Consider the following 13448-nt stretch of genomic DNA (forward strand, 5'->3'; position numbering starts at 1 on the left):
AGCTAGTAAGAAATTTTCACTACCCCTCGTTTTTCCAAGAAGGGCTGTCGAGGCGCCGCTTGCGTTAGACTCGATTGGTCCCCTTTACAGCCCTCGCCGGCTAGAAAATCTATTCCGGAAGGGGCGTTTACTCACCCTCATTCCCATATCTTTTGATAATCTTCGGTTCCTCCTCCGGGTGGGTATCCGTATCCGAATACCCCAAATCATCCGGCTCGATATCATCATAGGGAGTGGTCCAATTTTCTGGCGGCTCGATCCACTCTAAATCCGATCCTTCCCAGGCCACCATATCCATTTCCCCAATATCACCGTCTACATACTGGATTTCGATGAGGCTACTAGTTTCATCTATATCGATAACCCGAAAGATTTGGTGTGTCTCGATATTTTCGTACCACTCGCCTGGGATGGGCTCTATCTCAATTGCCATTGTTATATCTCCTAGGGATTGCAGCAAATCACGCCACAAACCAGCATAGACTAGTATTTATGAACTTTTAAAGAATTTAGAGAGCAGATATCGGGGCGGAAGTTGGGGAACAAAAAGCTAAATATAATATTCAAGGTATTATATAAGTAGAAGAGGAAATAGCTATGGGCCAGACTGATCTAAGTGTGCGGGTTGAATGTTATGCCGGCTATCAGGGGGAAGAAACTCCCCGCCGTTTCTTTCTCGGTAGGAGGCCAGTAGAGGTATTAGAAGTCGTTGATCGTTGGCTGGCACCGGATTACCGTTATTTTAAAATCCGGAGTGGGGATGGGAGTATATATATCCTGCGTCATGATGTGGCATCAGGGCGGTGGGAGCTGACGTTATTTGACAGCGGTAAGCGGGAAGAGACTCGCTTGTCCTCGACTTAAGGAGCTGTTTTTGGCAGGGAAGCGAGATGGGTAGAGATGTTAAGCTTTAGTAAATAGGCCGTATCTGCAATGAAAACTATCTTATTGTCTTTAATAGCTGCTTATCGCTATGGCATTAGCCCCCTAATGGGCAATCACTGTCGTTACTATCCCTCCTGTTCAGCGTATACTCAGGAGGCTATCCAGCGCTATGGTGGATTTCGGGGAGGCTGGCTCGGGTTAAAACGCCTTTTGCGTTGCCATCCCTTTCATCCAGGTGGCGTTGATCCAGTACCGGATATCCCTCAAAAGCAATGGCGATCCAAGCATTGACTTACTGGGGGCGGAAAAAAGTTTTCCTGTAATCAAATCAAAGAGGGGATAGGCTTGTGCATGGACTGACTGGATTGCTGGGGTTTGGGTTGTTGCTCCTAAGCTATGGGTGGGCGGCGGAACTGGCCCTGGAATTTCACGGACCCTTACAGCAAGGAAGTTTGCTCATAGGGAAAACTGAACCGGGAATAGAGGTATTCCTGGATGGGCGTCAGCTGCGGGTCTCCGAGGATGGGCTATTTTTGATGGGCTTTGGCCGTGATGCCAAGCCGGAGGCGACCCTTAAGCTTGTTTTTCCCGATGGTACACATGAGGTCCGAGAACTTGAGATCGCCCAGCGCCAGTATCAAACCCAGCATATTGAGGGGCTGCCTCCCCGTAAGGTGACCCCCCGCACCGAAGATTTAGTGCGTATCCGCAAAGAGGCTGCCTGGGTTAGAAAGGCGCGGGAACTGGATGATCCCCGTACTGATTTTTTAAGCGGGTTTATTTGGCCTGTGCAAGGTGCTATCTCTGGCGTTTATGGGAGTCAGCGAATTCTGAATGGCCAGCCCCGGCGCCCCCATTATGGAATTGATATTGCGGCACCTACCGGAACGCCTGTACGGGCCCCCTCGGATGGACTCGTTACCTTGGTCCATCCCGATATGTTTTTTTCAGGAGGAACGCTTATTCTCGATCACGGGCATGGACTTTCATCCGCGTTTTTGCATTTGCGGCGGATTCTAGTCGAAGAAGGTGAGCGGGTAACCCAGGGAGAGATTATCGCCGAGGTGGGTGCCACGGGACGGGTTACCGGCGCTCATTTGGATTGGAGAATCAACCTTTTTCAAACTCGGCTTGATCCTCAGCTCTTGGTTGCTCCAATGCCGACGGGGGCTAGGGAATGAGCGGTCCTCGTTCCCTAGCTAGGAAATCCTGGGTCAGACCAATAATTTTAGACATCCCAGTTCGGTAGTTATTAATAGCTTAATAGCCGCATTGGCTGGGGGTCACGACAATTTCGCCGATAGGTTTAAGATCCTTGCCATGAAAAGAGTAGCGAGCATTGACTCCGTGTTCTAAGAAAACATGTAGATCCGGGCTGTTGCAAGCCAATTCAAGTGCTTTCGGGCTGGTTTCCTCTACAAACTGGTTGCTATCGAACTGATCGGAAGAAGCATTTATTTTAATGTAATTGTACCTAAGTTCCCCGTCTCGTCCCTCAACGCTGCGAAGCTCTGTTTCTCTGTCCACCTTCTTAGGGAGCGCCTTATTGATCTGTGCGGCGATAATGTTAAGGGCCGCTTGAGATTGTAGTTCTTCCGGACTGATGTTTTCTCCATTGGGTAGAGTAATTTCGTTTGAATCTAGCCACTGGGTTTTAGCTGCGGCTATTCCCACCACCAGGATAGGAAGAAAAATCCAAAGATATTTCAAGGACTTTTTCACCTCTTTTACCTCTTACATGATTCAGTGGTTACGGTATTTATATAATTACCCAAGTATAGGTTTTAGGTAGAGTTTGGCAAAAATACACCAACCTTGTGGTTATTATGGACTAAGGGATGCTTGCCTGAATAGCCCTGACAGGGGTTAGAGAGCCAAATCGTTGGATATAGCGGCTTCCATAAACGAGAAATGCTAAACTCAGTGAAAGTTTTGAGGTCTTTCTGGAGCGAGCCGGTGGCGTGGAGCCAGGGGACAGAGAAGTCCCGGAAAACCCTTTTTTCAGGAGGAAAAACGGGTTTGCGGAACACCTCCGGCTCGCTCCTAAAACACCTCATATTTTATTCTATAGGTACTTATATCGACAGATTGATATCGACTGATTGGACTGTTGATGAGGCCATGAATTTCCTTATTTCTGGTGGGGTGGTGGGGCCGGATGAGGTGAACTACCGAAAGGGGAGTACTAAAAGCAAATCCTCGCGCACTTATCAGTGGCGGAGCGGTCTATTTAGGAGTGGTTTATTTATTTAATATCGCCATTTCTAAATTTGTGTTTGCTGGCTAATGCCTATTACCGTTCATTTACCTCTTCGCCGGGTTCTCCTTGGCTGCTTGTTGATGATGTCGGGTTTATTTACTGAAGCCCATTCAGCGGGTACCGTTAGTGAACTACGCGCCCGTCATAACGAACGAGCTTTTGACCTTCGCATGGAACAGCAGCATTTTCGCCATCGCTTCCAAAGCGACCAACTTCCGCTGGCAAAGCAGCGCGGGTTTAATCTACGACTCCAGCAACAAAGAATACGCCAAGGGGATTTGCAACGCCAACAAATCCTGGAGCAAAACCTCTTACGGCAGCAGCAAGGTCATCGACTTGACCCCACCCGCCGAGGAGAGCTAGAGCTGAAACAGCGCTTTCGGCGGGAGCATCAAGAGCAACAATTTCAGTTTAAGCAAGAGCGCAAAGGCCTCATGCTCAGGCAGCCGTCCTTGGATTCTCAAATGCCGGCGGATAGTAATAATTAAACTAACAAGATTTTGGACGACATTTTGGGCGACTATGGGGTGCCCAAATAACCAGGCTTTGCTGTCCATTTCTGGGGAGATAGTCCTCCCTCATCCAGAACCCACGTACTCCCTGGCTACAAGTTTCAGAGGCAAGGAGGACAGCATCACCGCTTCCACCAAAAGTTGTCCACGCCGGTCACTGCCGTGGACCAATTCTCATTGCCGAAGATAGCGGTCAAGGAGCGACAGGAAGAGGAGGCTACGGCGGCAATAGTGCTGATTTCCCTAGCAATGGTTCGGCCTCATCCACGTCAAAGGGGGCTGTGGCGGAAGACAGACCAGGTTCTACTCTTTGGCCAGATCGAATTACCGGAAAGTTCTCCAGGGGTGTGGTGCTCCTAGCCATTTAAGCCCACCGCCGCCAGGGCGTTCCGAGCCCAAGCATGGCGCACTGCCGCCGATATACCTCGGTAGATGAGGGGCAACTCTACATTTTCTAAGGCTGAGGTGCGGTTTAGCAAATTGAAGCCCTGAAAAACGAATCCCAGATAGTGGCGGCGTAGCCGGGCACGTTGGTTGCGGGATAGTCTGCCCACCTCGATCCCTTGAAAAAAATAAGCCCCCTGCTGGGGATATCTAAACAGCCCAGAATATTCAAACAGGTGGATTGATACTGTATTCTCTGGGAGGTCGTTAGAGCGGTAGTCAAAGCTAAGCAGGAAAAAGGAAGACACTCGCCTATGTTGTTGGATAAAATGGCAATATTACAGGACTTAGGGAGCTCCTTTAGGAGGATTTTTTAACCCTATTCCAGGCGGCAGGGAAATCAATGTTAGGATGTGTTTTCTATAGAGAAACGCGGAAAATAAGCTTAAACCACATTTTTAGGGAATTTTATCAATGAAAAGAATTAAGCGGCGATTAGCAAAAAATGAGTTAGCGCGGGGGAAATTGCAAGCTGAGAAAGCAAGAAAAACCTTAGATTCTAAGGCGGATGATTTGTTTGAAGCCGCCTATAAGAAGCTTTCCTCGGCGGCTTTACTGGATAATAGTAATGCAGAAATTTTCCATTATTGGGGATTAGTGCTTTACGACCAGGCCCAACGCAAACAGGGTAAGGACGCTAAGGAGCTTTATAAAACAGCATGCGAAAAATTTGAAGTGGCGCTCAGGCTTGAGCCGGACAACGCAAAGGTCATGAATGATTGGGCCGCGGCCTTAATTGAGCAGGCCAAGAATAAACCTGATAAACGTGCCGAAGCCTTTTATGGAGAAGCAAAAGAAAAAATTACTGCTGCGGAGGCCTTGGAGCCGGGGGTAGGGGCCTATAACCTAGCTTGTATCCATAGTTTGCGCGGAGAGCAGAAGGCATGCCAAAAATATTTAGAGCAAGCGCATCAGGCGGATAACCTTCCTCCCCTAAGACACCTTAAAGTGGATAAAGATCTGGATAATGTCAGAAATGAGAAATGGTTTAAGAATTTTCTCGAAAAACTTGCTGAGGAAGAAGAAATAAAGGCTTCGGAAGCAGAGGCTGTAGAAAAGAAAGTAGAGGCAGAAAAGCAGCCAGAAAAAAGCCGGGAGGTTAGTTCTTGGTGGCGTCGATTAAAGCGCTCATAAAGTTCATGTTAGGAACTGGGACATCGGAAATAGGGTGTCCTGGATCCCCTTTCGCTTCATCCGGGCTGCTGATTTAGCAAGCCCTGTAAAAAAGAAAAATAAGAACACCCCTGACATCGATCCCTGGTGGACTAGAAAACAGATGGCAGGAATATTTGGGACAAGATAATGGAAGCTAAAGTGGCTAAATCAGCGTGATAGGCCTTATCTGACCCACCTTGGCGGGTATATCGGCGCCATTGAGCAGTATACGTTTGGTGGGGTAGAGAGCTATATGTACTGTCTGATAAATTAAATGCCGAGGAAGTCCTGCTGTTTAAGGCGGTGAGGAAAGCGTGCCTCTTTCGCTGTTGATTTGGGGATAGCTAAAGTAGCTACCGATTCGGATGGCGAGTCGTTTTGCGGTTCTACATCCGTCTCTTTCGGTTGAATATCTTAGACAAGTTTGAACAGTTCCAGCGACCTTGGAGCATTCTGTGGTGAGCATCGTTTAGTTTCTTGAGTATCCGGTAGCAGTTATCCAGTTCCCGACGATCTTGATCCTGCTCCACCCGAGCGAGGCAGCGTTCGTAGATCAAAGTGCCGTGCTCGTATAGAACCTGCTGGTCCCGCTCCTGGTAGGTCAGGGGTAGAATCATGGCCAGGCTTTCCAGTAGCTTCAGCACTACGGTGATCTGCTCTCCGCCGTAGCGGCGCAGGGGACTGTAAGCCGCTTTGGCTAGGTCGGCGAAGGTGACCGGGTAATCGATTAGCCGAACCTGACCGTCGTTATCCCGGTAGGCAGTGGGTGGGGGCACTCGGGAAGCGGCTATAGCCAGCGCGGTGGCGATCCGGTCGATACAGGTCATGGCGGTGAAGGGGTCATTGACCCCGCGGGACAGAGCCCTAACCGCTACCTCTACCAACTGGCGCACAGCAAACTCTGGGTCCTGTTCCGGGGTGGGATGGGAGCCTAGCAGCAGGGCGGTATTGACTGCCGTGACCAGCTCGTCGTCGGCCTCCGCACAGGGGCCGAAGCGCGCCACTGTGGCCCCGGCCACTAGATAGCATCCCGGTCGATAGAGCAGTTCCAGTTGCCCGCTGCGGTGGTAGGCTAGTCGCACCAGACTTTGATGATCCACCGCCTGGATATAGCCACTTTGGCTGATAGGGATGGTGCAGATTGGAGCAGTGATCGTGGTGATTTCCCGGCCGTCGGCAGAGGAATTTTCCCTGTCAGTAAATAGTCGTTCCAAGGTGCCATGTAATTCCCGGCTCACGGAGTTGAGCACATTCTCCACCTGCATGAAAGTAGTGACGTGATGGATGTAATAGATCAGCACTGCAATACTGAGAATAGCCAACAGTATGGCCGTGACCAGGGATAAGCTGGGCACAAAAGTGATATTATCAACGGCCTGGATGCGGCGCAGGATCAGCAAGCAATAGAGATAAGTGGCAGTAAACACCCCCAGGACCAGCTGATTGCCCTTATTGAGCATAAAGTTACGGATTAGCCGGGGTCCAAACTGGTTGGAGGCTAACGTCAGCACCACAATGGTGATGGAAAACACAACACCGGCCACGGTAATCATGGAACCGGCCACGGTGGAGAGCATAGCTCGGGCTCCGGCCGGTTCATGGGAGTAGATCCAGCGCCACTGGGTGGCCCAGCCGGAGCCGTAACGATCATCAATGAACAGGGTCAGAAAGGACAGCAGCACCGCCCCTAGCAAGATCAGGGCAGGCAGAAACCAATAATTAATGGTAAAGCGGTACCAAAGTCTTTTCAGAAAGAACTTGATCCCCTTTCCCTTGAGTTTTTCCCCGGAACGCCAGAGCTGGGTTAGATTCTGGCTGCCACGGTGTATATCGAAGCGGATATTTTTCAAGGGAGTTTCCCTCCTTATAGTCTTGTTAACCCTATCATCGAGACCCTTTTCCAAATTACTAGCCACTGGGCTGCCTCTGCCAGCGATAACCCTTGGCATAGGGATCCATAAAAAAAGCCTGGAGGAGATCCGGGCTAGAGGGTTAGAGAGAATATGCTGCAATTTTCCCGCCTCTCAACACAGAGAGACATGCCTAAGTTTAAAGTTTATTTTTCTACTAACTGGAGTTCTATAGAGGAATACCCTGTCACTTCAAAATTTTTGTCGAGGAACTTAAATCCCTACAGCCAACAGGTACTACGCTAGACTTGAGTAGCATTACTTTTTGAGCACTACTATATTTTGAACTATGCTTTTAGTAGTTAGAGACGAGTCGGGAATATCCGCCGACGTTTAGCCTGAGATTGACGAGTTGCTGAGGCCGATGGGTGTGAAGCAAGCCGTCGCAGTGAATCCAAATCAGCGTGCCCCATTAGACGCGTGTTGGCAAAATGTTGCGTGTCTTTTGTTTTGGGCTAGCCGGCTATCTCAAGGAGAGAAGTTATGAGCGACTCAGCGACAAAATTAGGTGATGAAACCCGCGGTGAGACACTTGCGGATTACTGGCCGCTAATCTCGCTGATTGGTGGCGCAGCGCTAGCGGCGTGGGCAATCGCCGATGGTTTCTCTAGCGTTGATATGCGCACATTTATGCACGCTTACATGGGTGTTTTCCTGTTGGTGTTCGCATTATTGAAGATTTTCAACTTGAGCGGATTTCAGGACGGCTTTGTGATGTATGACTTGCTGGCCAAGCGGGTCAAGGCATACGGATACGCGTATCCTTTTATTGAGCTGGCCCTTGCGATCATGTACTTAAATTTCATTGCGCCTAATTTTACCTACTGGGCTACAGTGGTGGTCTTCGGGTTCGGAGCGATTGGTGTCGTAATAGCACTGAGACAAGGGCTCGATATTAATTGTCCCTGTATGGGCAGTGTACTCTCAGTCCCGCTCTCTACCGTAACGCTAACGGAAGATATTGGGATGTTGGTCATGGCACTGATTCTGCTATTTGTCTAGGCGTTAGCCCCTAAGTACATTGTAGGTAGTGCTCAAAAGGTAATATTGCCCAAGCTTGGCGCATTGCCTCTTAAGGGTAATGGCAGATAAAATAGTCGTTTAAGCCGATATATCAGTCCGCATTCCATTTGACAGCTCGTCCGAGATGTGATCACTTCAGCTCATCCAATGAACTCAAAGAAGAAAAAAACAGGAGGCTTCGATGGTGTTTCTCCCCGTGCATTGTCCCTATTGCCAAAGCCATCGAGTAGTCAAAAGGGGAAGGAGTGAGAGCGGAGAGTAGCGTTATTGATGACAGAATGAAGCCTGCGCCCATCGCTCCTTTCGCTTGGATAATGTGTATAAGGGTCGTTTGCCACAAGTCAAGCAGCAGATTATCGAGATGGCGCTGAACGGGAGTGGGATACGAGAGACGGCGCGGGTTTTAGAGATCAGTCCCCACACGGTGCTCAAGGAGCTAAAAAAAAGAGTCCCGTCTTAAGTCGGTCAACCCCGCGCTGTTGAAGCGTTTGCCTGCAGAGCAGGCAGAAGTGCAGGTGTTGCGGGTTGAGCAAGAGAAAGTTGATGAAATGTGGAGTTTTGTGGGAAAGAAAGAGGGATCGGGTCGGAGGGAGAAATTTGTAAAGCACACGATTTGATCTGACATTTTGCTGAAAAAAAGTCTATTCTGGGGGCATGCCCCCAGAATAGACTTAAAACGAAAAAGAGGCGTGTCAGAAGATGAGCACCTATCAAGAAAAGATCATCAAACCGAAATTGGGCGTGTTGGAGCTAGCCAAGCCACTGGGGAATGTCTCGCAGGCCTGTAAGGTGATGGGCTTATTCTAGAGACAGCTTTTACCGGTTTAAAGAACGGTATGAGACCGGCGGGGAACAGGCGTTGGTGGAGATCAGCCGCCAGAAGCCGATGATCAAAAACCGTGTGCCGGAGCCTGTAGAGCAGGCGGTGGTGGATTGAGCCATCGAAAACCCGGCGCTAGGCCAGCGGCGGGCCTCGGCCCAATTGCAGTAGCGGGGAATTATCGTCTCTTCTTCAGGGGTGCGCTCCATCTGGTTGCGCCATGATTTGGAGACCCTGAAAAAGCGTCTCAAGGCGCTGGAGGCCCGCTCGGCCCAGGAGGGGCTGGTGCTGACTGAAGCGCAACTGGCCGCGCTGGAGAAGGCCAAAGAACAACGCGAAGCCAAAGGGGAGATCGAATCGGAGCATCCCGGTTATCTGGGCTCACAGGACACCTACTTTGTGGGGACGATGAATAGTGTGTCTGTCAGATTAAGTCTAGAGTTTTACACGACGTCTCATTGCTACTGGAGCGGACACTGCGCCGTGGCTGTGCCTCGTGCTCGCGATGGGCTCATTCGGATTGCCCACTCTGCTTGGGGTGCCGCTCAGCTCTCGGGCCGTTAGGAATGTAAGAGGTGGATGTATTCAGGTGTTCAGTGAGGTTCAGTGATGGCCTGGTGGTGACCTGCGATGGAATAGCCTACGAAGGGAAGCTTTGGCTCGTTCCTTTGTGGCTTAGACATCCGAGAAACCCCGTTGTCCTACCCGAGCGAATGATTCGCTTCGATTTGTGCCCGCATCAGAAGGCGGAAGGGGGTGATCTAGATTACCAAAACATCCAACTCCCCATACCTAAGTCCGCCCTTCGTGGCGAGGTACCGCAAGGTATCGAATATATCGATCGCCCACAAAACCTTGAGGTTCCAGTTCACTTACTACGCCGTTAGTAGATAGGACATTTGCCCCTATGCACTCGTTTCCTGTGGCCACGCCAGGAAATTCTCAGGATCTACCCTGGGTTTTTGCCGTTTGCAAGCCTGCCCCAGGCTAATACCAATTTCATGTAATTTTGCACTGTATAGGTCTAATGTATAGCGGTTCTCACTTAAGTGAGGGACAGAGTCCACAATGTTTAAAATAGGCTTGACAGTCTTGGGGGGAAATCAGCGTGAGTGCTTCGCTGAGGGCGTGATAAAGTTGCTCTTTTGTCCGGGCCGCTTTTTTCTTTAGGCAATGTTTTAGCTTGGACCAAGCCTATTCAATAGGGTTGAGTTCAGGAGGATAGGGTGGTAAAGAGACCACCCTAGCGCCGGTCTGCTCGATTGGCTCAATCGCCTCTTCATCTCGGTGAGCGGCGGCATTGTCTAAAATGACCACCTTCCCTTCGTGGAGGTGAGGCCAGAGGAAATGCTCGACATCATAGAGGAAAACCGGGCCATTGAGCGTGCCTTCAAAACACATCGCAGGCAGGACTCCGTCCCTGGATAGGGCCCCGATGGTGCTAATGCGTTCGCCTTGGGTCGTCGGTTTTTTTCCATAGGCTCTTTGCCCTTGAGGGGCCCGTCCATAGGCGGGGGTCAGATTCAATACCGCTCCGGTTTCCTCGAGCACAATGAAGTCTTCGGGGGAACACAGGCTCACTTCGACCCAATACTCAAGCCAGCGTTGTTTCACCCGGGGCGTGTGTTTTTTGGGATCGTAGAACGTTTTTTTTTCGCGTGATCCGGTGCTTTTTCAGCCCTCGATCCATGGCCGAGGTGCTTATCGTTTCACCAAAGCGGGCTTCAAATCGCTGGCACAATTCGTGGAGCGTTAAATCGGGTTCGCGCTGGAGCACCTCGGCCAAATACTGGGCCCTTGGCTCATCAATTTTTGCCGGATGCCCCACCCCTTCTCGGCGCTTGGGATGGACCGTCCCCGTCTCCCGAAAGCGCCTCAGAAAACCACTGACTGTGTTCTTCGATACTTTAAATCGTTTCGCCAGCTGACGGACCGAACCCTCTTTGTTCCTATAGGCTTCAATGACTTTTTGGCGTAGGTCTAATGAATAGGGTGCAGGCATCGTATTTAAACCCATTCAATCGGGTTGAAGAAAATAAACAACTTTAATATTGTACCTAATGAAAACGGGAATTGCTATAAAGCCGCCTCTGGAGCCGGAGCGGAGGTGAGCGTGCGTAGTAAACAGGGTGATGACAGGCGCCGCTCTGATTGTGGAGCGTGTGGAAGAGGCCGCTCCAGGCATGTTTCTCTAATAACATTAGAGCCTCACATGGAGGTTAGGCGCTCCCCTAGCAAAGTCGCGAAGTGAAACGGCGCGCCGAGCGCGAGGAGCGGTAAAGACCCCAAGACCAAGGTCACCCCTTCGTCGAGGACCGCGAGGAACCGCGAATTCTCCAGATTGATGAAGTTTTGTAGGAACAAAATTGAAATCAGTCATGGCGAAACTCCAAAGAGCCTCCCTTAAGTGCGAAAGCTCTTGCTGTTATTGGGCCGCCTGTACTTAAGGTAGCTTTTAGTAAATTTAGAATGAGAACCTAAATGAAGTTCAAAACTTCCTGGGCGTGATTCTCTTTCTTCTACCGGAGATTTACACCACGAAGATCAAATACTTCCAGGATACAGATACACTCTATATGTAAACTTCGTCATTAGGGCACAGGAAGGCAGCGGGGGATACTAGAAGGAAGAATGATAAGCAGGCGAGAGAGAAGGGGGTGTCTGTGAAAAAGCTTCTCTCAAAGCGGATAGGCACCCTCTTCTTTGCTTCCAATCAGAATGTGGACATTTTGTGGACAATGGTAAGAATCCATTCTACACAGTAGGGCATTTTGCAATGGGCGCCCATATAATTTGATTAATAAAAACAATGGCTTACTATTTTCTCGCATCTCGGTGTCAAACCTTGCCTACTGTCAATTGTGGCCTTGCGGTAATATCCATCTCACTAGCCACACTTTAATCACCCGGCTAAATTCAGGTTTTTTAAGAACTAGGTAGCACGGCTCTATCTTCTGCCGCATTGATGAGGCGCGGAAAGGCAATGATAGCGGGTTTCCTGCCAGCTTGCTTACGCAGAATCGTTAAAATACCTACCTGAAGAAGCTGGCGAATAAGCGGATGGGCGCTAGGTTTTGGAATACCGGTGCGCTCTATAAAATCACTGGCGCGAAAAATAGGTCGGTCAAATAGAGCATCTACAATTTCATGTGTATCTTATTTCTATAATTTGAGGGTGCCAGCGAAAGGAGGCGGGGCAACTCAAGAATTTGCATTTGCATAGGCAAAGGATTAACCTTTTTAACGTGACTAAATCGTGACGCAACGCTGTCAAAAGGGGGGGTCGTGACATATTTAGTCACGCTAGGCGCGGGGAATGGCTAGTAAGTTGTTGAATTTATTAACCCATGTTTGTGAATTCTAGGCCTTCTAAGCCGAGGGTAGTAGGTTCGAATCCTACCGGGCGCGCCATATAAAATCAAGGACTTATCATGATACAGGAAGTGCAAGGATCTACCTCTGGCACAGTAATGGCACAATTAGAGGTTGAAGTGGCTAGACTATTCCGGACACACGAACTCAAGTCATCTTAAAGACAAAATGAGGAAAGTGTGTTGTGATGAATACTTCAGCTCATCCAATGAACTCAAAGAAGAAAAAAACAGGAGGCTTCCCTGGTGCTTCTCCCCGTGCATTGTCCCTATTGTCAAAGCCATCGAGTAGTCAAAAGGGGAAGGAGTGAGAGCGGAGAGTAGCGTTATTGATGACAGAATGAAGCCTGCGCCCATTGCTCCTTTCGCTTGGATAATGTGTATAAGGGTCGCTTGCCACAAGTCAAGCAGCAGATCATTGAGATGGCGCTGAACGGGAGTGGGATACGAGAGACGGCGCGGGTTTTAGAGATCAGTCCCCACACGGTGCTCAAGGAGCTAAAAAAAAGAGTCCCGTCTTGAGTCGGTCAACCCCGCGCTGTTGAAGCGTTTGCCTGCAGAGCAGGCAGAAGTGCAGGTGTTGCGGGTTGAGGAAGCGAAAGTCGATGAGATGTGGAGTTTTGTGGGAAAGAAAGCCCAGCCGCGCGGGTTTGCGGCATGCCATCGACCATCGCAGCGGGCAGGTATTGGCCTACGTTTTGGGAACCCATCAAGACACCGTCTTTTTAAAACTCAAAAGACTTCTTGAGCCTTTTGGACTCACCCGTTTTTATACCGATGACTGGGGAACCTATCAGCGCCATCTGGACCCCAACAGACACCACATTGGCAAACAAGATACCCAAAAAAATAGAAAGAAAACATCTCACCTTACGCACCCGCATTAAGCGATTGGCACGCAAAACGATTTGCTTTTCTAAAACCCAGCAAATGCATGATATTGTCATTGGGCTTTTTATTAATCGATATGAATTTGGGGTGCAAGTGTAAATTTGGAACCTCCAGATCTGGAACACTACTCAGGTAAAGCATAGCCACTCCAGGTCTGGGTGCAGGCGGGTTCATGAG

Annotated in this window: 13 protein-coding genes and 3 pseudogenes; 10 read left to right on the forward strand and 6 right to left on the reverse strand. The window is 49.6% G+C overall.

All coding sequences use genetic code 11. The features are described from left to right. Positions 1-127: 127 nt before the first annotated feature. Positions 128-433 (reverse strand): DUF6763 family protein, encoded by a 306-nt coding sequence (locus E3U44_RS08530; RefSeq protein WP_134357746.1) that lies wholly within the window; start codon positions 431-433, stop codon positions 128-130. 164 nt (positions 434-597) lie between these two features. On the opposite strand from E3U44_RS08530, the gene E3U44_RS08535 reads away from it, so the two are divergent. From E3U44_RS08535 to E3U44_RS08545, 3 genes are all read left to right on the forward strand, one after another. Further along, on the forward strand, positions 598-864 hold the full coding sequence (locus E3U44_RS08535; protein WP_134357747.1) for a hypothetical protein: 267 nt from the start codon (positions 598-600) through the stop codon (positions 862-864). A gap of 69 nt (positions 865-933) precedes the next feature. Then, positions 934-1176: a membrane protein insertion efficiency factor YidD gene (yidD, locus tag E3U44_RS08540; RefSeq protein ID WP_134357748.1), complete on the forward strand. Its 243-nt coding sequence runs from the start codon at positions 934-936 to the stop codon at positions 1174-1176. 56 nt (positions 1177-1232) lie between these two features. Next, positions 1233-2066 (forward strand): M23 family metallopeptidase, encoded by an 834-nt coding sequence (locus tag E3U44_RS08545; RefSeq protein WP_134357749.1) that lies wholly within the window; start codon positions 1233-1235, stop codon positions 2064-2066. A gap of 79 nt (positions 2067-2145) precedes the next feature. Here the strand turns inward: E3U44_RS08545 and E3U44_RS08550 are convergent, their stop codons facing one another. After that, positions 2146-2607 carry a hypothetical protein gene (locus E3U44_RS08550; protein ID WP_134357750.1) on the reverse strand — a complete coding sequence of 154 codons (462 nt, stop codon included), beginning with the start codon at positions 2605-2607 and terminating at the stop codon, positions 2146-2148. A 564-nt stretch (positions 2608-3171) separates the two neighbouring features. Here E3U44_RS08550 and E3U44_RS08555 point away from each other — a divergent pair. Further along, positions 3172-3633 carry a hypothetical protein gene (locus E3U44_RS08555; protein WP_134357751.1) on the forward strand — a complete coding sequence of 154 codons (462 nt, stop codon included), beginning with the start codon at positions 3172-3174 and terminating at the stop codon, positions 3631-3633. 380 nt (positions 3634-4013) lie between these two features. On the opposite strand, the gene E3U44_RS08560 is transcribed toward E3U44_RS08555, so the two are convergent. Beyond that, positions 4014-4349: a hypothetical protein gene (locus E3U44_RS08560; protein WP_240761782.1), complete on the reverse strand. Its 336-nt coding sequence runs from the start codon at positions 4347-4349 to the stop codon at positions 4014-4016. A 166-nt stretch (positions 4350-4515) separates the two neighbouring features. Here E3U44_RS08560 and E3U44_RS08565 point away from each other — a divergent pair, with 166 nt between their 5' ends. Next, positions 4516-5235: a TPR end-of-group domain-containing protein gene (locus E3U44_RS08565; RefSeq protein ID WP_134357752.1), complete on the forward strand. Its 720-nt coding sequence runs from the start codon at positions 4516-4518 to the stop codon at positions 5233-5235. A 407-nt stretch (positions 5236-5642) separates the two neighbouring features. Here the strand turns inward: E3U44_RS08565 and E3U44_RS08570 are convergent, their stop codons facing one another. Next, positions 5643-7106 (reverse strand): DUF2254 domain-containing protein, encoded by a 1464-nt coding sequence (locus E3U44_RS08570; protein ID WP_166805046.1) that lies wholly within the window; start codon positions 7104-7106, stop codon positions 5643-5645. Positions 7107-7649: 543 nt separating this feature from the next. On the opposite strand from E3U44_RS08570, the gene E3U44_RS08575 reads away from it, so the two are divergent. The 4 genes and pseudogenes from E3U44_RS08575 (at position 7650) to E3U44_RS08590 (ending at position 9896) form a co-directional block, all read left to right on the forward strand. Beyond that, a complete protein-coding gene (locus E3U44_RS08575) occupies positions 7650-8168 on the forward strand; it encodes a MauE/DoxX family redox-associated membrane protein (RefSeq protein WP_134357754.1) in 519 nt (172 codons plus the stop codon). 202 nt (positions 8169-8370) lie between these two features. Then, positions 8371-8592: pseudogene (locus E3U44_RS20630) on the forward strand (IS1-like element transposase); the annotation flags it as partial. A 296-nt stretch (positions 8593-8888) separates the two neighbouring features. After that, a pseudogene (locus E3U44_RS08585) lies at positions 8889-9429 on the forward strand (helix-turn-helix domain-containing protein); the annotation flags it as partial. A gap of 155 nt (positions 9430-9584) precedes the next feature. Further along, on the forward strand, positions 9585-9896 hold the full coding sequence (locus tag E3U44_RS08590; protein ID WP_166805048.1) for a hypothetical protein: 312 nt from the start codon (positions 9585-9587) through the stop codon (positions 9894-9896). Positions 9897-10203: 307 nt separating this feature from the next. On the opposite strand, the gene E3U44_RS08595 is transcribed toward E3U44_RS08590, so the two are convergent. Both E3U44_RS08595 and E3U44_RS08600 read right to left on the reverse strand, forming a co-directional pair. Then, the gene (locus E3U44_RS08595) at positions 10204-10623 is read right to left on the reverse strand and encodes a transposase (protein WP_134357757.1); all 420 of its coding nucleotides are present in this window, start codon (positions 10621-10623) and stop codon (positions 10204-10206) included. Then, positions 10604-11011: a transposase gene (locus E3U44_RS08600; protein WP_240761783.1), complete on the reverse strand. Its 408-nt coding sequence runs from the start codon at positions 11009-11011 to the stop codon at positions 10604-10606. Before E3U44_RS08600 ends, E3U44_RS08595 begins: the two co-directional genes overlap by 20 nt. A 1612-nt stretch (positions 11012-12623) precedes the next feature. On the opposite strand from E3U44_RS08600, the pseudogene E3U44_RS20635 reads away from it, so the two are divergent. Next, positions 12624-13370, forward strand: a pseudogene (locus E3U44_RS20635) (IS1 family transposase). Positions 13371-13448: the final 78 nt, after the last annotated feature.

Source organism: Nitrosococcus wardiae (assembly GCF_004421105.1).
GTDB lineage: Bacteria > Pseudomonadota > Gammaproteobacteria > Nitrosococcales > Nitrosococcaceae > Nitrosococcus > Nitrosococcus wardiae.